A 20,334-nucleotide genomic window follows, 5' to 3' on the forward strand; every position below is an offset into this window, starting at 1 on the left:
AACAGCTGTATGGGACAGTTTAAGTGGAAAACCAAGCCAAAATGTCCCATAGAATTATCCGAATCACGCTCTATGGGACAAAATCATCTAAAATTCAAGCTAAACTGTCACTGCGAGGAAATTCCGATATCGTTTCTGAGGAATTGGCACGAAATATTCAAGAACGCTTAGCAGTATCAGGCGTTGAAGTGATAGAAGCCCGGTTAACACATCTTGCCTATTCCACCGAAATCGCCAGTGCCATGCTTCAACGGCAACAAGCGGGGGCTATTCTCTCTGCAAGGCAAAAGATTGTTGAGGGTGCTGTTTCCATGGCTCAAATGGCGGTGGAACAACTTGAAGCAAACGGGGTCTTGGATCTCGATGAAGAGCGGAAAGTCAATATGGTCAATAACATTATGGTGGCTATCATTTCAGATCGTGGGACGCAACCGGTTATTAATGTAGGAAGCTTATATTGACGGTGAATACATAATGCCGAAAAAGAAAAACTTTCCGCTCCGAATCGATCCTGAACTTTTTGCCATTATTGAACGTTGGGCTCAGGATGAATTTCGCAGTGTCAATAGCCATATTGAATATCTTCTCCGGGAAGCGGCTAAAAAAAGCGGGCGATTAAAAAAGGACGAGAAATAAAAACTCTTGTTTAAAAAAAGCTTAGTTTAACGAAAAAGCACTTAAACCGGATCCTTTTTTGAAAGAGACATTTCTACAATTTTTGTTGCTATTGGATACAGAAGCAGCTCCGTAAAATTTTTTAATAGAAGTCAGACTAGAAGCAATTGGGTGCTCGCCAATTGCTTTTATTATAATCAATAAGCAACAATCTCTTTGAAAACCATCCCGGAAAGATCTTTCTAGGAATTTTTATTCGCTTTGAATTGGTAAAATCACATGGATGGTTGTCCCTTTTCCAACTTCACTTTCAATTTCAATGTTTCCATCATGATTCTCGATAATTTTGAAAGTCGTTAACATACCGAGACCTGTGCCTTTTTGTTTCGTTGTAAAAAACGGTTCGCCCAGCTTCTTAATTTGTTCCGGCGTCATACCAATTCCTTCATCAGTAAAAGAAATGATAATGTGATAATCTTTTCTCACGACCCGAATCGTAATTTTTCCCGGTTTTTCATCCATTGCTTCAATCCCATTTTTTATTAAATTGATAAACACTTGCTTTAACTGTTGCCCGTCACACATAATATCCGGTACTTTTTCTTCACTGTATAAAACCAGCTCAATTCCCACCTTCATTGCTTGAGAACCCATCAATTTCATTACATCGTTCAAAAGTGAAGGAATATTTTCCCTAATTGTCTTTTTTGCTTGCGGCTTTGCCAATACGAGTAATTCATTGGTAATCGAATGGATTCTCATCAATTCGTCGGACATAATTTTTAAATATTCATTTTTTTCTCCATCACTATGTTCAATTAGCTGTAAAAATCCCATTAAGGATGTTAGCGGATTGCGGATTTCATGAACAATGGAAGCCGCCAGCTGTCCGACGGCAAATAATTTTTCCGATTGAATAAGTAATTCTTCCGTCTTTTTTGCTTTTGTCACATCTTTAAAAATTAAGTAAAAGCCTTCCAACTTTTCATCAATATAAATTGGTAAGACAGTGACAACCGTATGAACATAATATCCTTCTTTATTGATCATTGTTATTTCAAACGAATCAACCGTGCCCTTGCCATCTAAAATATCTTGGATGCATTCATTCAATGTTGGTATGTCTTTCGGGTGAAATAACTGCTCCAAATGCAATTGCAAAAAATCCTCTTTTGAATAGCCGCTCATTCGTTCCAATGCAGGGTTCACCCCGATCAACTTCCCGTTTAAATCAAAAGAACAAATGCCTTCAGGGTTATGGTATTTTAACGAACGGTGCCTCTGTTCACTTCTCCGGAGACTACATTCTAATTCTTTTATTTGCGTCACATCTCTAACAATCGCAAAAACACCGACGATCTCATTCATGACTTCAACAGGAAAGCTGTTTATATCACAATGGATAATAGCCCCATTGCGGTGAAAAATGTCGATGATACCATGTTGTATATCCCCTTTTCTCACTTTCTGAAATGCAGTACGCAGGAGACCGAGGTCCTCCCTTTTTACCAGCTCAAGGTCCAAATATTGTTTATCAATAAAATAAGAAGATCTATACCCGGAGATTCGCTCAATCCCATCATTAACATTGGTAATCTTGCCGTCAACATCCAATAAAAGAATGCCGTCATGATTTTTCATAAACAATTGTTCGTAATAAGCAGCATTTCGTTTTTGTCTTAGTTTTTTATCCGTTGTGTCATGAATAAAAACAGTGATTCCATCCGTTATTGGATAAACACGCACATGATACCAACGATTAAGCGGCTCTGGAAAGAATTCATCAAATTCTACCGGAATCTGTTTTTCCATGACTGTACGATAATAATGAAGATGGAAATTACTTTTTAATACTTCAGGAAACTCATCCCAAATCAGTTTTCCAATCAAATCATTCGGATGATTTCTATTTAAAATTTCAGCCCCCCTCTTATTGATAAACTTAAACTTCCCATTCCGATTAAGGACAAAAAAAGCATCAGTTATTTTTTTCATTATCTCCACTAAATCCAAATGTGGAATTATTTCCAAGCAGGTTCACCCCTCCACTATCCTTTCAAAATAACACTTTTTTCCAATTTATGACAATACATGATTCTTGATTATAGCATATCATGGTTATTTATAATTGACAAAATAATCCATTACGATGGTAATTTTCCACTTCCTTTTATCTCAACAAAAATGTCACGTTTTTCTTATTCCCATTTCGAGAATAAAGGTATACAATCTTCATATGAGAAACAGCAAAGGGGGAGCAGCGTGACAGAAACAACAAACAAATATCAAGAGCAAACATTGTTCAGTATTACATGGCCGTTATTTATTGAGATTACTCTACATATGAGTATTGGAATTATTGCGACGCTTATTTTGAGTCATTATTCCGATCAGGCGGTCGCCGGTGTTGGTGTGGCTAACCAAATTTTAAATATCGCCATTTTAGTGTTTAACATCACATCGATTGGGGCAACCATTTTAATCGGCCAAAATCTCGGTGCCAACCGGCTTGATCGTGCTCGGCAATTATCCCGTTCGGCCTTTGGTTTTAACTTTTGGGTTGGAATTATCATTACCATTGGTATCTTATTATTTGGTGATGTTTTCCTTTCCTTTTATGGACTTGAGGACGATGTCTTTCCTTATGCTTCAACATTTGTAAAAATTACGGGAATTTCACTTTTTTTAGAAGCTGTTTCACTAGCATTAAGTGCTGTATTAAGAAGCCATGGTTACACGAAAGACGCGATGATTGTGACGGTTATCATGAATTTTATCAGTATTACCGGTAATATCCTTTCCGTCACAGGTATTTTCGGTCTCCCTGTTACTGGTGTCGTCGGGGTGTCCTGGTCGATCGTTATTGCACGTATCTTTGTTATCTGTGCATTTATTTTCTTAGTTTATAGAAGACTAACTTTAAAGCTTTATATAAAAGACTTAGTTAACTTTGACAAAACGGATATTCAACAATTATTGGCAATCGGTTTCCCTTCTGCCGGAGAAAATTTATCCTATCAGTTTTCGCAAATTGTTATTACCAGTTTTGTTGCCTTGCTTGGTTCCGGTGCTTTAGCCGCAAGAGTTTATATTTTGAACATATCAATGGTCTGTTTCTTATTCACGACAGCCATTGCCCAAGGGACTCAATTATTAGTTGCCCGTTATATTGGTGGGAAACAATATGATCGAGCTCTGCACCGGGGTATAAAAACATTGAAAATTTCTATGTTTGTCTCACTTGCGACCTCTTTAGTAATCGCACTTATTGGTAAACCGTTACTTGAACTATTTACAAACGATCCGGAAATTATTGCCATCGGGTTACCGGTATTATGGGCAATTGTTTTTATTGAACCGGGGCGTGCGATGAATATCGTGTTAATGGGGTCGTTAAAATCTGCCGGCGATGTTCGCTTCCCTGTCATTATCGGCGTAATCTCTATGTGGGGTGTAGCTGTTCTCTTCAGCTATTTCTTAGGGATTGTGTTCGGTCTTGGATTGCTGGGTGTTTGGATCGCACAAGGTCTGGATGAATGGGTTCGCGGCATATTTGCTTATAAGCGTTGGCTGTCAAAACCATGGACCCGAAAAGAAGTTGTTGCAAAAAATATATAAGCTGTTTCATAGAATATATTTGAGATGATGAGCTGATGGTGAGTAAATGGCGATTTCCTTTACCCTTCCCCGGCTCTTTTTTTACATAAAAATATAGATGGAAATTTTGTGGCGCAGGGAAGGCTTTGCAGTTAAAGAAAACTCGGCGACTGCCGAGCCTTTAGGCGAGAGCAGAGCCGCAAGAGCACTTATACTTAATTCTTAAAATTTCCAACTACGTCGAATTCGCTTCTTTGCTGGAAATTTATACTTTCTTAACGTATAAAAAAAATTTCACATTTTTCCTCACGAGTCGCCAAGTTTTCTTTATCAAACAACAGACGAACATAGTAGTTCTTTATACCTATACTCCGCTGCTTTATTTTCAATTTTGTGGTACTAATGTCTTCTTTTTCAGTATTTCCTGTTAATTGTGGACATAATTTCGATATTTGATACAATAAATTTAGGTATAAATAACTATAACTGTATTCCGTTAGTGTTTGTTTTATTTACCATAATTTTTAGGGAGAAATGAATAATGGCTCATATAAATAAGAATTCCCTTAAAAAATTTTTACTATATTATATACCCGTCCATATTTTGCTTTACTATATTGTCATCATCTTTGCTCCTGAGCATCCAGGAAAATATTTTATTACCGGAATCCTTTCAATAACCGGGTCACTCGTTTCAACCGTCATTCTATTTTTTACAGTTAGGAAAAAGAGAAGTGCTAAAAAAGTTTTATGGGGATTGTTATTTCTCGGGACAGTTTTCTATTTTCTAGGGGAATTGGTTTGGGATATTTATTTTATAAAGATGGAACAAATTCCATTATCACCTAATTTAACCAATATCATATTTTCCCTGAAACCGCTCTTTTATTTGGCTGCGTTTATATTTCTTGTCTCCCATGATTTACGAAAAACGAGGATGGCGATTACGATCGTTGATATTCTAATTATCGTTATGGTCATTTCCTCATTTAGTTGGTATTTATTGGTGGGACCATTTTTCACTCACCTTAACGCAACGATTCCCGAGATTACCATTTTACTATCTTATCCGCTTTTGGAACTGCTTATATTATTTGGTATCTTTCATGCACGCTTTTTCGTAAAACAAGCGATCGTTTCAAAAAAATCATTAAACATATTTGCTTTAAGCACCGTAACGATGTTGATCAGCACTTGTATTTATCTGTTCTTTTTGATTTATAATTTAGAAGATTTATTAATTTATCTTAATCCCTTATATACGATGGGGATGTTTTATATAAGTATGGCAACTTTATATGCAGATAATGATCAGTTACCAGAGAGAATGAATAGCAGAAAAAAGGATTTGACGCAATCCCATTTCCTTCCTTTAGTTAGTATCGTTCTGTTAATTATTATATACGGAATTTATAATAGGGGAATTGATGAGTTATTTATCGGATTAATTTTTAGCTTTTTCCTCCTGTTTATTCGTTTATTTATCTTGCTTAAAGAAAACCGTCAATTAAATGTTTTGTTGACGAATGCAAAACAGGAATTGGAAGAAAAAAACAAAAAATTGGAAAAGACCATTAAAGAATTGGAAAAAATTAATGAGATTCGTTCAATAGAAGCTCGAACTGACTTTTTGACAGGGTTGTACAACAGGAGATATATTGACAGCCTCCTACACTCACTGATTAAAGAAGCAAATAATGAACATAAACCATTCTCCATTTTACTCATTGATATCGATCATTTCAAATCCGTAAATGACCGATATGGACATGATGTAGGTGATATTGTTATTCAAAAGGCAGCCCAGATATTCCTTAGTTCCGTTCGAACCACCGATATACTCGGCAGATTTGGCGGAGAAGAATTTATTATTATTTTACCAAATTCTTATTTACAAGCAGGGGTACAACTTGCGAAACGAATTCATCAGAAAATGGAGGATTATTCAATTCTTATTAATGAACAATGCATAAACATCACCGTTAGTATCGGGGTAACAGTTTGGGAAATAAATGACCAGTTCAATGATATTTATCGGAGGGTCGATGAAGCATTGTATGAAGCGAAAAAAAATAGAAACACCATTATCGTGAAAACGAAGACGATAACAAATGATAATGAATGGTAGCGGGTTGCTTCGATTAAAAGTATCCATGTCGATCCCTTTTAATTAGAGGCAAACCCTTATTTCTATTATGAAAGGGTTGCCTTTGTTTATCCTTTTCATCTGATCAACTTCAGACTATTTTCTAACTCCATTTTCCCGCAAATGAACAAGGAAAATTGAACTAAAAAACCAAACCACAAGCCCGATTAATAAACTGACAAGCCAAAGGTCAGTCCATTTCAGCATCAATAGGACCGCAATGACACAAATAAAACAGCCAATCATCCCGTATACCGACCCATTTGCCGTTTTTGCAGCCTCCTTAGACCCTTTTTTTATCCCTACCATCATGACCGCAACAATCATAACGGCTGGAAATGCGGCAAATATACCGCCGATAATTTTCCAGGGCAATAAAACAGACGCTACATAACTTAAAACAACAGCTGAACCGCCAAATAAAAAGCGGTATAGTAAATCTTTTGTATCCAATTCCGGTCCCTCCAAAGTTGGTTTTATTCCAGTTCTAGTTTCTTAATATTACACAGCCGGCTGCTTAACATACCGTAAAAAAGTTTTAAAGAAAGGTTTTATTCGATAACCCCTTTTTCAATTAGCCGAGAAAGACAGCATATCCAAGTGAGACAATAAACCACCCGATTAGCGAATGAGTCAAACCTTTTTTCCAGCCAAGACGATCGCTAAAATAGACAACTGCCATCGCACAGATAATATTTATAAACATTCCGACAAGCGCACCTTGGGAAAGAATAATTGATTGATGAATTAAATCCATTCCTTTCATATCAAGTCGCAAGGTTAATAGAGCAGCGAGAAATACAGCGGGAAAAGCAGCAAATATACCGCCGATTTTCGTACCGGCTTTCCTCGAAATAACCGTACAAGCTACCACAGCACCTCCACCCAATAAAAAACGAATTATGATTCCAAATAAAGATATTGTCGCCATTTTATACTCAATCCTTTTTATTTTTATAACCGTCAAGTGACTCGTGACGTTTATTCACAAACAAAACTTGTTAATTTGTTCACTAAGTACTATTTTATAATAGAATCCGGCAAATGTTTGTGAACATTTTTTATACATTAAAGTGTAAGCGCATCCTTATAAACTATACAAGGAGCTTTCTTTCTACAAGCATAAATTTACATAGTTTTTTTTCGACAGATTTCGCTTTTTCCTGTATCTTATATATTAGGAATATTACATCACTTTTGCTGTCACTTTAGAAAAAATCCATTTCAAAGGCGGTCATTATGAGATGAAGTTGATTAGAAATGAAAAAAAGAACCTTCTCATTTTGTCAGGTGGTATTATATTTTATTTAATTATCTTGATTTTATTGAAAGAGAACCCAATTTTATTTAATTACACGGATTTCTTATTTATGCATATCGTGCTTGAATTGGCCAGTATTATCATCTCTGCCAGTATCGCTATTCAGTCTTGGATTGTTTTTTCTTATAAACAATATCAGGATCGTTTACTATATTTTTCAGGATTTACGCTCATCGCTGTTTTTGATCTATTTCATTTACTCACATATAATGGCATGCCGGGATCGATGGTTATTGACAGTTCAGCAAATAATGCTACTTGGTTTTGGATTTTAGCAAGATTTACTCTAGCAATTTTTATGGTTTATATTTTACATGCAAAAGTGAAAACCGTATCTTTTGCCAAGAAAAGAGTTTATTTCTTGAATACCTTACTTACTATTATTGTCATATTGATAACCTTTTCTTATTTGCAGAACAAACTTCCGGTACTCGTCATTGAAGGTCAAGGAACGACAACATTAAAAATTTTTTTTGAATATGTGATTAGTTTTCTGTTATTTATTTCGATTATTAAACTGGCGATCATGTATAAACAGTTCCGGAAATCGGTGACATTACATTTTATTGTAGCTGTTACTTTTTTACTGCTCAGTGAGCTTATCTTTACATTGTATAAAAGCGTCTATGACTCTCTTAATTTGCTGGGACATGTTTACAAAGTTCTAGGATTTCTATTTTTCATGAGGGTTCTGTATTTATCAACGGTTAAAGATCCATTTGAAAAACTTATTTATATACGAAGAAAACTCGAGATGAATGAAAAACGATTAAAAACGATTACGGCCTCGCTTGGTGAAGGCGTTTTCGTTATCAATCAACATCGTCATCTGACTTTTATTAATCGGGAAGGAGAACGGTTATTAGGTTATCAAGCCCATGAACTTTTAGGAAAAGAAATCCATAGTCTTATACACGGCAGTAAATCCGGGGATAACCTTCATGTTTCGGAGTGCCCGATCTGTAAAGGTGTGGAGAGTAAGGAAGCGATAAGGATCGACGAAGATATTTTTATTCATAAAAGCGGACGAACTTTTCCGGTATCTTACGTTGTTACTCCTTTAATTGAAAACAATACCATTGTTGGGTCGGTTGTTGTGTTTCAAGATATTTCAAAGCAACAGGAATACTTGAACCGCATCAAGCATCAAGCTTATCATCATATATTAACGGATTTACCGAATCGGCTATATTTTCTGGAGAAATTAGATGAGAAAATTATCAAGAGCGACTTTAATAATGAATTTGCGCTCATTTTACTTGATATTGATGATTTTAAAAATATTAATGATTCCTACGGGCACAAAATCGGTGATATTGTGCTAATTGAGATAGCAAGAATGTTAAGTAGTTTTTATCATCATACATTTATTGCCCATATGAGCAGTGATGAATTTGCCATTTTGATGGATGGGAATAAGGAAGAAATAAGAGAACAAGCAGAAAATATTATCAATCATTTGCACACTTCTATTCCCATTGAACATAATGAAGTTTTTATCTCCATCAGTATCGGTATTTGTTTATTCCCCTATGATGGAGTTAATAGTGAAAAATTAATTCAAATGGCCGATATCTCCCTTTCTGAAGCAAAAAGATTGGGGAAAAATCGATATATTTTTTATAATGATGACTTGGAGTATCGACGGGTTCGCAAAAACTGGATCGAACAGCATCTCAACAACGCCTTATTTAATAATGAGATTACCGTGCACTATCAACCAATCGTCAATGCAAAAACAAAGGCAATTATTGGCTTAGAGGCTCTTGCCCGTTGGTATCACCCTAAGGAAGGTGCAATTTCGCCCCAGGAGTTTATCGACGTCGCAGAAAGTAACGGATTGATTATTCCGATTGGCACGTATATTGTTCAAATGGCATGTCAGGATCTTGCCGAATTGAACAAAAGAGGGTTTGAAAACTTGTTTGTCAGCATTAATCTTTCTTTAAAACAGTTGAAACATCCTGATTTTATGCCGGCAGTTGATCAAATTCTCCAGACATATGGACTAAATGCGAAACAAATTCAATTTGAAATTACTGAAACGGTGACTTTACAAGAAGATAGCGACTTAATTAAGACGATTGGAGAATTGAAAAATAAACAATTTCGCATTGCGATTGACGATTTTGGAAAAGGGTTTTCTTCGATTGGGTATTTAAAGCATATTTCCGTAGATACATTAAAAATTGATAAATCTTATGTTTTTAACGTATTAACCGATGAAAAATTAGCTAAATTAACGAACGCAATTATTATAATGGGGCAACTTTTACATTTGGATATTGTTGTCGAAGGAGTCGAGACAAAGGAACATCTTGCGTTTATTAATAGATTTTCGAATATTCTTGCTCAAGGATATTATTTTAGCCGTCCCTTGCCATTGGAAGAGTTTATTGAAAGTTCAATAAATAGAAATTAGCATTTCGAAAATTTATTTTTTGTCCGCTTGATTTGACCTCAAGAGCTAATCTCGTGGCGAAAAATGCGGAAGTTGCTAATCAATTCATTCTTCGCCAATATTTTTATACTTTCATATTCTGCAAACAAGGCGATTGAAAAGGAAATGATCCTGTCCAATCGCCTTGTTTCATCAGTTTTTATGGTATTTATTCATATCACGATCAAATTGAAGCCATGATTGATAGGTTCGCTTTACATATTTTTCCGCTTCTTCAAATGTTTTAAACTGTACCTCTTGTAACCTGCCTTGATGAACTAATATATATTTTCCCATATTATTTTTCTTAATAAAACTAATTTCACCATTTCGATTTTCATAATATGTACCGTGAAGCGCATCCTTTACATTCACTTCATTTTTCTCAGGATCCGGCTTAATTGGTTCGAGATGGAAAACATCTGTGACAAAGAGTTTGAACGTTTCTTCATTCAAATCACATCCCGATGCCTTTGGATGGCCGCCACCGCCCAGTTCTTTGGCAAACTGTGCAACATTAACCTCATCATGGATAGTACGGAAACCTACTTTTTTCGTCCCTACATTTACCAATACAATCATATCCAGATGCGGGTTCTTTTTGTTTAGTGCATTACCAAGCTCGGACAAGTATTGCTCTGCATGAACAATTCCGATACAGTATTTGCCGACAAAACGTTGAACGATCTGCTTATTCTTTGCATAAATATACCGTTCAATCTTTTTCTCTTCCACATCCATGAGCATATTTTCCATATCCGTTAATTGAAAAAGATCCGGATTTTCCTTTAGCCTTTTTAACAAATCTTCTTCAAACTGTTCCCGGCCGAACATGAAAAATAAATCATTCAAATGTTTTGCCAAAATATTATCATTTTCATCCCATTCCCATGTATCATATTGGCGGACTAAATCAACGAATTCAACCAATGCCGGTGTTTGTTCCAATTGTTGATTTTCTACAAAATGTTCAAAGAGCAGTGATGTAGCACATGTTTTTTTCCCGTTATCATATTCCGGTTGGACAAAGCCCCATGGATATTGGTTAAAATGGAGAGCCGTTACATGATGGTCGATCATTTGTACGTGACCGCCATGATGATAGCGTTCATTTAATTTTTTTTCGACCTGTTCATTAACGGCCAAATCGGTTATATATAATTTTATATTTTTATTATCTTCATTTTGCAAAAAGTGTTCGACCCGTTGATTTAAATTACGATAAGAACAATGGGTAACCTCAACATCGTCACCAAAGGCAAGTTTGGCAACAATCGCACATCCTAAACCATCTAAATCTGTATCGGTAAATAATTTGATCTTCAAAAAAATAACCTCCCGAATTCTGCAAACTCATTATGTGTTAAATATTACCACTTTATGCACAGGAATGGGGATAAAAAATCAGAAATAACCTCTTGATCTTAAAATTTTTGGACCGGTGGCATGCCCTGTGTCATCAATAGAAGGAAGTTTCGGTCCTTTACCACTTTAGAGCTTGTCCCTCAACGAAAGTGTTTGCAATTATTTTATGTTGTATCGGTTTTTTAAATGCTTATTTTTAGCTTGTCCTCAAACGAAAATGACTGCAATTTTTAGATAGATCGGTTTTTTAAATGCTTATTTTTAGCTTGTCCTCAATTAAAGTGTTTTCAATTCCAGCTCCAAGATAAATTCAATGATCACCCGATTGACAAGTTCATTCATTTTCACATATTCCCATGAAATCGAATGATATTCATTTCGGTAATCAAGCAAATATTCTCCGCAAATATCCATCCCAACAATTTCATAATGTTGAGCAAAATCTTCCAACAGATAAAGCAATTGGACCAAAGACATATTTCCTTGATCCCAATTCGTGAAGGCTTCTTTTTTATATAAAACATCTTTATCAATACTAATATAAAGATTTGTTTCATTATCAAGAAAAGTACGGACATCTTGTGCAATTTCATATAAAGGAACTTGTTGGAGTATTTTCTTGGTGACCCATTTGATCTTGACATGATCCCCAAAATGCTCAAGCGGTATAGGAGAAATATTATGATCATTTACACCGATGATACAAACTTTTTGAAGGAAAGGATTATTTTTTAATGCATAGGCAACCCAGGACCCGCAAGAAATCAATCCTTCTCCCTGATCCATCATATCATCATGGTGGTCAAACAAGACAAGAGAAAACGGTTTTTTTATCCTTTCCATTAGTAAATAAGTGACATAATGATAATTTCCATTTCCAATTAAAACGAATGAATGGACATTTTGCTTGATAAGTCGGTTGCGAATCTCGTCTAATGCATCTTGTTCACAAAAGCCGTTCGTGTGTGGAATATTTGAGCAGTCGACCCAATGATGAGGAAATTTTTGCAGAAATGTTTGTTCCGTTAAACTGTTATCAAAGTTTAAAAAAGTAATTTTCCCACTGTCTTCCATTTTGCTCCTCTCCTAGCGATTTTTACTATTATTTTAACATATAAGAGCAAATTGGTTATACTATTTTCCTGTAATTGGCATAAACCGGATGGAAACGAGTCTGTCCGGCATCGCCAACCTGATTATCTTTCCTTCACAGCAATGACTGGAATATGCTTTCTGTCTTTATAATCGGTCAAGATTTCTGCCGGTAGGATACCAAGCGTTACTGCCGCCTTTACCTTTTCCTCGTCCACTTGTTTGACAACCTTAATACAATCGGTTAAATTCATTTCCTCCAATTTCTTCACCGTTTCTTCTTCACGGAATTTTTCCGCAACCCGTATTTGTCGTTGGAGCTCAAATGATTCAAAAGTGAGGACTCCTTTTTGATTTTCCCCAACCGTTAAATCAAAATATTGATTAAATGCTTTTTTCAATCGGGATAGCTCTTTGTCGATTTCCTTTGCCTGTTTATTTAATTGAAAAAATTTTTCCACCATCTCTTCCGTTATGAAGTCTTGTGTTTTTTCAAAAGTCGCCATACCCACTTCCCCCGTTTGAAATAAATTGTAATCATAATCAGAGCGAAAATCACCAATACTTTTATAACCATTTTTATGATCGAAAAAGGAAAATAGAACAGTTGTTTTTAAAATTATTTCAAACATGGGCAAGTTTTTTGTTCATTTAAGACAAAAAATCACCCACCAAAAATGCGGTTGGGTGATTTTTTTCATGAATTGACTTGAGAATAGGCCATTTCATCAATCTCTAAAATATATTTATATTGAAGCCTGGTAATTTCAAAGATTTTCAGCGGATCACGGAATGCTTCCGGATTTTCCTTCATTTCCACCAGTTCCATCGTTTTTTCATTTATTTCTTTATCAGTTTCTTCTGCCAAGCCCTTTAACTCTTCAAAGGCATTTTTGAAAAACAGTCGCAAATCCCGCTCAATGCCTTGCTCAATTAAATGAAACGGTGTAAAAAAGCGGTCAGCAATATTTTCTACTATCGGTCCGTAATTTCCAGTTTCAATCAGCTGTTTAAAACCATTAACAAGCATCTCTTTATTTTGAATAATTTTACCAAACACTTTACCGGCACTTTTTAATAATACTTGCCTTGGCGTATAACGAAGCAAAATGTTTACCGGTTCATAATTGACCCCGCTTGTCAAACGGTCAATATCTCTCTCCCAATCTTCCAATATCATAAAATCACAAGGGAGTTGTAAACGATCAAATCCAATCAAAGAATTAAACCCTTCAGCAATCTCATCGAGGAATGTTTTTCCATCTTTCAACTCGGTTTCACACAACACAAGCCAATCACGAATTCTTGATAAAAACTTCGGCATACATTCTTCATTCAAATACGTTTCGATTTTCTTATTCATTTCGTCATTCAATTCGATATGAATGCGCTGGAAATCACGCTTTTTTGTGATTGTTTTAGCCGTAGCTTTTAAAATTACAGGTATATCGTTTACTAATTCCTTTCTTGTCTCCTCTTTTGCTAAAATAAACGATTTTCTAATCATATTAATTTTCTCTACAGTCAGGTCTTCCAACTGGTTGATTGCACCGTTTACTTTTCGGGCCAAGTCTTGTTTACTTTGAATCGTTTCTTCCAATTGACTTTTCATTTTCATCCGTTGATCGAACAAGTTTCTTATCTTTTTTTGTATCAAAAATAAGTATTTTTTCATTCGTTGATGCACCAGTTTATTTTGTTGCCAATCGGTTGTTAGGAAATCGGCCAGTTTTTCCCGGTGTTCAATTGTATAATCGTAAACGAAAACTTCCGCACCTAGGTAACTTTTTGTTTCTTCGTTAGCATCGGTGCCAACCTGAATAAAATATGTTTTTAACTGAGGAAACTGCTGTTGAATCATTTCAATCCATTTTTGCCTCGATTCTGACAAGCCTTGGTTTACATCTACCACAACCAGTAAGCTATCCAAAATTTGCGTCGTTTCAATGAATGCATCTGTTAATCCGGATGCGCGATTCAATTCCGGCAATTCCACAATTACCAATTGATTACGTTCCAGCAATTGATTAGGTACATTTACTTCATAACAAATTTTCGCCGGCTTCTCTCGTTCCATTGATGCCATATATTGATCAAGTGATAATTCCTGTTCTTGATATTCCCGGTATTGAATAATTTTCATTTCATCACTGTTTTTATAAATGGAAACGGCACCTTCCCGGTTGTTCCGCACAACCATTTCCTCTTGCAAAAAGTGATTAAGAAATCCGGTCTTTGTATCATGATTGAAACTGATGACACCGGTCAGTTGATGATGAAAATCCAGCAATTGTCGGGACAGCGCTTGAATTCGAATATTATGATCGAGATTGTGTTTATCCGTCCAATTATCAATGACGATATTTAAATCCTTGCTTTTTTCAAGAACATCAACATTGACCTCGGCATTAAACAAGATTTTTTCTGCTATTTTTAATGCATCAGCCTGAAATCGATCAGGGACAATTTCATTCCAGGCAAAAATGGCCGATGAGGGGAGTACTTCTTCTTCTTTTCCGACAATTTTTATCCATGCATTTAATAAATCAGGGATCATATTTGTAAGTTGTTTTAATGAGTAACTGCCGCCCATCAATTCGTCATATGTTTCTTTGTACTTTTTGGAAAGAAAATTATAGCTGTAATCTTCCTCTTCCCATTCCAAGTTTTTTAAGTACGTATTAAAAGCTTTCAACCATTGGAAAAATTCTTGTTCGGTTTCATAATTATTCCATAACGCTATGACCAGTTGTTCAAATAAGTCCGGGGCATTTTTTCTAGCAACGGTTAAAGCATCAAAGAAAAAGTTTGGTAATTGTTGTTTCGCATGCCCGTTTTTAATATATGCTTTTAGAAGTTCAAACCAACTAAGGTTTTCAGTCCGAATCCCTTCTTGTATTGCTAATTCCAAAGCACTTTGCCAATCTTCTTGTTTCTCAAAAAATGAACGTGCTAATTTGGTTACATTGGGATAGTCCGGATTTAATTTTACCATTTTCTTAATCATTTGATTGGCATTTTGGTATTTTTCTTGTTGGATGTAAAGAGAAAATAGTTGCAATAAAACTTCTGTACGTAAAGTGAGGGACTCTGTATTGATCGATTGATAGATACTTTCTGCTTCCGGATAGATGGCAAGTTCCAAATAGGCATCGGCGATATTTTTCTTAGCCCATTGTTCTAATTCGTTATGCACGTTTTCCCATTTAAAGATGGCTGCTTCATAATCTTTATTATGAAAATAGACTTCACCTTGGGCAAAACGAATTTCGGATGCATCGGGAAACTCCTTCTGTTCTTCCTCAGCAAATAATTCCCCTAAAATTTCAATTGGGTGACGGGAATCATTTTCATGAATAAGCGACCGGTAATACGTCTTCGTAATGAATTGTTTTTCCAACATTTTAACCACCTGGTTTTTATTATTTCATTCATATTAACATATTCCATTCAATAAATAACTATTCTAACAAACTTTGTTCTCTATTATATATTAATTTCCTTTCAATTTCGTAACAATATGCAAGGTGAAGACATCTTAATTTTTTAAAACTATATGCAAGGTGGAGTTATTTTTACCTATCATTTTAACTTTTTATAACTATACGCAAGGTCAAGTGTTTTTCCGGTCATGTTAATTTTTTCCAATTTAATAGCAATACCAAGGTCAAGCGTTTTTACCGTTATTCTAATTTTTTATAAATATACGCAAGGTCAAGCGTTTTTACCTGTCATGGTCATGTTAATTTTCTCCAATTTCATAACAATACCAAGGTCAAGCGTTTTTCACCTGACCCTGAAATACATTATTCAAGAAATCTGTGAAAAATGATTCCACTGATGATGCCAAATAGCGCACCGCCCAAAACTTCAACCGGCTGATGTCCTAATCTTTCACGAAGTTTTCTTGATTTGCGATCATGGTAATGATAATCCTTTTGGCCACGTAACCGCTCCACTTCTTCTTCCAAATCATTTACTTTAATCGATAACTCCCCAGCCTGCCTGCGAACACCTTGGGCATCATACATGACAAGCAGGCCAAATATGGAAGCAAGGGCAAAATCAATCGTTTTTACCCCTCTTTTCTTAGCTATATATGTAGCAAGTGAAGAAACACCTGCCGAATGGGAACTTGGCATCCCGCCTGTTTCAAAGAACAAACGCCAATCCCACTTTCCTCCTGTTATTTTTCTGATTGGCATTTTTAAAAACTGTGCAATTCCAATCGTTGCAAGTGCTGTTATTATCGGCTTATTCATCAAACCACCTCCCATTTAGTTTTCTATGAACGAAACGGGATTATGTAAAATTTTTTTATTTATCACGTTTCCATACTGCTCGCTAACTTCATTCATTCATCTTTTTTGATTTCCTTACTGAAACACCTTGTTTAATGGTATTATTAAACACTTCTGAAAAAACAATCCCCATGGCAATTGCACCGGCAATTAACGATGCTTTGGCAGCGAGTTCAATGGCTATACTATACTCATTGCTGACAAAATTTCGCATGGCATCATAAGCTAGGCCACCCGGTACCAGTGGGATAATACCTCCAACGATAAAAATAATCACAGGGGTTTTATACTTTTTTGCAAAAACATGACTAAGGGCCGAAATAAAAAACGCTGAGACAAAACTTGCCGGAACTGCATCAATCCTTTTTTCAACCATAGAAAAATAAATAAACCAGCCAATCATACCGACAAGTCCGCATTTTATAATCGCGTTTTTTGGTACATTAAAGAGGATTCCAAAGCCACTTGTTGCAAGAAAACTAGTAATTAATTGGGCAATCAATGTTTCCACATCCTTAACCGGTTTTTCAATACATTTTCTGTTAAATGGGATTCGTTTAAAAAATTGCATAAGCAACCGCTATACCTGCTCCGATGGCAAAAGCTGTCAACAATGCCTCTGCTCCCTTCGCTAATCCGGAAATCAAGTGACCAACCATCAAATCTCGAATGGCATTCGTAATCAGCAATCCGGGAACAAGTGGCATGACCGAACCGATAATAATTTTATCTGCTTGGTCGCCGATTCCTGTATAAACAAAAATATTCGCAGTAAATCCAATAATTAATGATGAAACAAACTCAGAAAAGAAACGAACTTTCACGATTTGATGAATGGTAAGAAAACAGAAATAGCCGATACTACCGGCAACGATCCCCGGTAAGACATCGATCCATTTTCCTAAAAACATAATAACAAAACATCCACTGGCAATACCGGCAGCTAATATTTGGACCGGGACGGAAAAAGATATATTTTCCTTTTTTATTTGTTTTAGTCGCTCGTACGCTGATTCCATTGTCCATTTTCCTTCACTAATTTCCCGGGAAAGGCTGTTGACGGTAGCAATTTTATTCAAATCAGTTGTTCGCCGTTCAATTCGTTTCATTTTCGTTCCGGCCGGATACAGCTCTCCGTTAACGGCAAAAATAATTGCGGTGGGCGTCACGTAACTTTCTGCATTTTCTACACCGTAAGCATGCGCAATTCGGACCATTGTATCCTCTACCCGATATGTTTCCGCCCCGCTTGCCAACATGATTTCTCCTGCCAGTAAACATATTTCACTTACATCTATGAAATTTTGTCTATTTTTCTCCATTCTCGTTCCCCACTTTTTTCGAATCATATAAGCTTGAAACTTGGTTTTTACTTTGTCAAAATCGCTTCATATTCAGTTTAAAAAATGAAATCTGCTCATTTGAATTGCGGACTTTTTTTGTCTTATCAAAATTGTCATATTCAGTTTATACAATGAATTTTGCTCATGCAACGGGTTTTTAAAATACTGCAGTTTAGATTTGTTTGAAAAATTGGTGTTTCTTTTTGGGGTAATTTTCAGTTTTTTTAGTCACCATAATCTCAAAAAAATACCTGTTCTTTCTTTGCATTGGATACTGCTTTTAGGCAATCCAATCTCCAAAAGTACTTCTATTTCTTTATTTGTTTTTGGACCAGATATCCGACATTATGTTAATGTTGATTGACATCCGCCCCCTTTCAATTTGAAAACAATATTTTTTTCGCTACATTGTCATTGGTTGTATTTAGGAAAATGGGAAATACGCCCGGTCATTTCTTGGTTATTTTCATAAAAATATAGTGTATTGACTATAAAAAGAGGAGAGTGCTTGCCCGTGTACCCGTATTATTATTATCCGACTTATCCGGTTACTCCGATTGAAGGGGACGGATATAATAACATGATGGAAGTTGATGAAGAATACTTTTACAGACAACCCCCTGCGTTGGAACGTCGCGTTACCCAACTTGAACGGCAAAACGAACGACAATCCGAAGAACTGACGAGACAAAATAATGAAATTGGCAGACTGAATCAGGAAATTAGAAGAATCAATCAAGAAATAAGAAGATTAAATGGTGAAGTGACAAGATTAAATGATGTCAACCAACAACAAACACGCAGATTACAACGGTTAAATCAACGGTTACGTAACGTTGAAAATCGCCTCAACATCCCGTTTACAGCAAATGAAGACGGATTTTAACTTGTTGTTACTTTATGCCTACAATATCAGGATTGGGACAGAACGTGAAGTGAACAAATGAAACGGATTTAACTTATTACAGTGTGCTTTGCCAGGCTCCTTTTGAAGTCTGGCGTTTTTATTTAATTAGGTTGTTTAGAAAGGAACATATTTGTTTTTACGGCTTAACTTGGTCGTAGTACTGTTGATATAGATAAAGGGGCTTTGACTCTGAATATAGTAGTCGATGTTGTATGTAGCTCCGTTGATGGGACTCTTTTGATGTTGGGAAGATTGTTGGATTTTACTCTCAAAGTTAGACCTTTTCCTGATGAGCCTACTCACCTTAACCATTTTTTATCTTGTTCTCTATAAAAATTAGTTGTATAATTTAAACCGTTCATTTTTCGGTTAAGACCGACGTGGTTCGAAACCATCCCACGTAAAAAAACTAAGGAAAGGAATTTGTTAAAATGAAATTAAGAACAATTACTATTAACGGAATTGTTGCGGCGTTATACATTGCGATTACTGCCGTGATTCAACCAATTGCCTTCTCGAACATCCAGTTTCGGATTCCGGAAATTTTTAATCACCTCGTTGTATTTAACAAAAAGTACTTCTTCGGGGTCGTGATTGGTGTCTTTTTATCCAATTTATTTTTCTCCACATTGTTGCCATATGATTTAATTTTTGGAGTAGCTCACACAGTTATTTCCCTTTCTATCACAATATTATTAAGTCGTTATATTAAAAATATTTGGGGGCGAATGCTCGCAAATTCATTTATCTTTTCAATAATGATTTTTATTGTTGCATATGAGTTGAAATTAGCAATTGGTGTACCTTTTTGGGAAACATGGCTATTAACTGCAGTTGGCGAGTTTGCTGTGATGGTCATAGGTATGCCGATCATGAATGCGATTTACAAACGAGGAATTTTGTAAGGGAAAAAACCGGGCTTCTGAGTAGTCCGGTTTTTAAAACTTTGGTTAGTTTGTATTTTCATTATTTATTTAATATAAAGTTTTGTATATGATAGAAGGACAGTTCTCTGGGATTTTTTGATTATTTTTTTCATAGGCTGCGGGTTTACACTGTTCTATGAGACTATTTTGCTTGTTTTCCCCGTTGTTTTGTCCCATAGAGCCTTTCTATGGGACAGTTGGGCTTGATTTTTGTACCACTTTGTCCCATAGACGGCTGGTGATGCTGTTCTATGAGACAGTTTGGCTTATTTTCCTCGGAG

Annotated in this window: 16 protein-coding genes, 1 pseudogene and 1 riboswitch; of the genes and pseudogenes, 7 read left to right on the forward strand and 10 right to left on the reverse strand. The window is 35.8% G+C overall.

Annotated elements, in window-relative coordinates:
- Nucleotides 1–101: 101 nt before the first annotated feature.
- Nucleotides 102–461: pseudogene (locus LIZ98_RS12330) on the forward strand (SPFH domain-containing protein); the annotation flags it as partial.
- Between the two features lie 13 nt (nucleotides 462–474).
- On the forward strand, nucleotides 475–636 hold the full coding sequence (locus LIZ98_RS12335) for a type II toxin-antitoxin system antitoxin (RefSeq protein WP_227139803.1): 162 nt from the start codon (nucleotides 475–477) through the stop codon (nucleotides 634–636).
- A gap of 231 nt (nucleotides 637–867) precedes the next feature.
- Here LIZ98_RS12335 and LIZ98_RS12340 read toward each other — a convergent pair whose 3' ends face one another.
- Nucleotides 868–2,646, reverse strand: a complete 1,779-nt coding sequence (locus LIZ98_RS12340; RefSeq protein WP_227139802.1) for a PAS domain-containing sensor histidine kinase — start codon at nucleotides 2,644–2,646, stop codon at nucleotides 868–870.
- A 231-nt stretch (nucleotides 2,647–2,877) separates the two neighbouring features.
- Between LIZ98_RS12340 and LIZ98_RS12345 the strand changes: the two genes are divergently transcribed.
- Complete coding sequence (locus LIZ98_RS12345) at nucleotides 2,878–4,233, forward strand: MATE family efflux transporter (RefSeq protein WP_227139801.1); 1,356 nt, start codon at nucleotides 2,878–2,880, stop codon at nucleotides 4,231–4,233.
- Nucleotides 4,234–4,753: 520 nt separating this feature from the next.
- The gene (locus tag LIZ98_RS12350; RefSeq protein WP_227139800.1) at nucleotides 4,754–6,340 is read left to right on the forward strand and encodes a GGDEF domain-containing protein; all 1,587 of its coding nucleotides are present in this window, start codon (nucleotides 4,754–4,756) and stop codon (nucleotides 6,338–6,340) included.
- A gap of 114 nt (nucleotides 6,341–6,454) precedes the next feature.
- Here LIZ98_RS12350 and LIZ98_RS12355 read toward each other — a convergent pair whose 3' ends face one another.
- Nucleotides 6,455–6,811: a DUF3147 family protein gene (locus LIZ98_RS12355; protein WP_041902769.1), complete on the reverse strand. Its 357-nt coding sequence runs from the start codon at nucleotides 6,809–6,811 to the stop codon at nucleotides 6,455–6,457.
- Between the two features lie 121 nt (nucleotides 6,812–6,932).
- Complete coding sequence (locus LIZ98_RS12360; RefSeq protein ID WP_034768325.1) at nucleotides 6,933–7,289, reverse strand: DUF3147 family protein; 357 nt, start codon at nucleotides 7,287–7,289, stop codon at nucleotides 6,933–6,935.
- A gap of 313 nt (nucleotides 7,290–7,602) precedes the next feature.
- Here LIZ98_RS12360 and LIZ98_RS12365 point away from each other — a divergent pair, with 313 nt between their 5' ends.
- Nucleotides 7,603–10,101 (forward strand): bifunctional diguanylate cyclase/phosphodiesterase, encoded by a 2,499-nt coding sequence (locus tag LIZ98_RS12365; RefSeq protein ID WP_227139799.1) that lies wholly within the window; start codon nucleotides 7,603–7,605, stop codon nucleotides 10,099–10,101.
- A gap of 171 nt (nucleotides 10,102–10,272) precedes the next feature.
- Here LIZ98_RS12365 and LIZ98_RS12370 read toward each other — a convergent pair whose 3' ends face one another.
- The 7 genes from LIZ98_RS12370 to LIZ98_RS12400 form a co-directional block, all read right to left on the reverse strand.
- Complete coding sequence (locus tag LIZ98_RS12370) at nucleotides 10,273–11,445, reverse strand: DHH family phosphoesterase (RefSeq protein ID WP_227139798.1); 1,173 nt, start codon at nucleotides 11,443–11,445, stop codon at nucleotides 10,273–10,275.
- Between the two features lie 315 nt (nucleotides 11,446–11,760).
- On the reverse strand, nucleotides 11,761–12,558 hold the full coding sequence (locus LIZ98_RS12375; RefSeq protein WP_041844615.1) for an arginase family protein: 798 nt from the start codon (nucleotides 12,556–12,558) through the stop codon (nucleotides 11,761–11,763).
- Between the two features lie 122 nt (nucleotides 12,559–12,680).
- A complete protein-coding gene (locus tag LIZ98_RS12380; protein WP_108897557.1) occupies nucleotides 12,681–13,082 on the reverse strand; it encodes a hypothetical protein in 402 nt (133 codons plus the stop codon).
- A gap of 191 nt (nucleotides 13,083–13,273) precedes the next feature.
- Nucleotides 13,274–15,976, reverse strand: a complete 2,703-nt coding sequence (locus LIZ98_RS12385) for a hypothetical protein (protein WP_227139797.1) — start codon at nucleotides 15,974–15,976, stop codon at nucleotides 13,274–13,276.
- Nucleotides 15,977–16,382: 406 nt separating this feature from the next.
- Nucleotides 16,383–16,838: a divergent PAP2 family protein gene (locus LIZ98_RS12390; protein WP_227139796.1), complete on the reverse strand. Its 456-nt coding sequence runs from the start codon at nucleotides 16,836–16,838 to the stop codon at nucleotides 16,383–16,385.
- Nucleotides 16,839–16,926: 88 nt separating this feature from the next.
- Nucleotides 16,927–17,448, reverse strand: a complete 522-nt coding sequence (locus tag LIZ98_RS12395; protein ID WP_082026012.1) for a threonine/serine exporter family protein — start codon at nucleotides 17,446–17,448, stop codon at nucleotides 16,927–16,929.
- The gene (locus LIZ98_RS12400) at nucleotides 17,435–18,199 is read right to left on the reverse strand and encodes a threonine/serine exporter family protein (protein WP_227139795.1); all 765 of its coding nucleotides are present in this window, start codon (nucleotides 18,197–18,199) and stop codon (nucleotides 17,435–17,437) included. The genes LIZ98_RS12395 and LIZ98_RS12400 overlap by 14 nt, the downstream gene beginning before the upstream one ends.
- A 535-nt stretch (nucleotides 18,200–18,734) precedes the next feature.
- On the opposite strand from LIZ98_RS12400, the gene LIZ98_RS12405 reads away from it, so the two are divergent.
- Together LIZ98_RS12405 and LIZ98_RS12410 are read left to right on the forward strand one after the other, a co-directional pair.
- Complete coding sequence (locus LIZ98_RS12405) at nucleotides 18,735–19,106, forward strand: hypothetical protein (RefSeq protein ID WP_375293585.1); 372 nt, start codon at nucleotides 18,735–18,737, stop codon at nucleotides 19,104–19,106.
- Nucleotides 19,107–19,501: 395 nt separating this feature from the next.
- Nucleotides 19,502–19,546, forward strand: a riboswitch (PreQ1 riboswitch).
- A gap of 12 nt (nucleotides 19,547–19,558) precedes the next feature.
- On the forward strand, nucleotides 19,559–20,032 hold the full coding sequence (locus tag LIZ98_RS12410) for a QueT transporter family protein (protein ID WP_227139794.1): 474 nt from the start codon (nucleotides 19,559–19,561) through the stop codon (nucleotides 20,030–20,032).
- The last annotated feature ends 302 nt before the right edge of the window (nucleotides 20,033–20,334 follow it).

The organism is Caldibacillus sp. 210928-DFI.2.18 (assembly GCF_020554505.1).
GTDB classification, from domain to species: Bacteria; Bacillota; Bacilli; order Bacillales; family Caldibacillaceae; genus Caldifermentibacillus; species Caldifermentibacillus hisashii.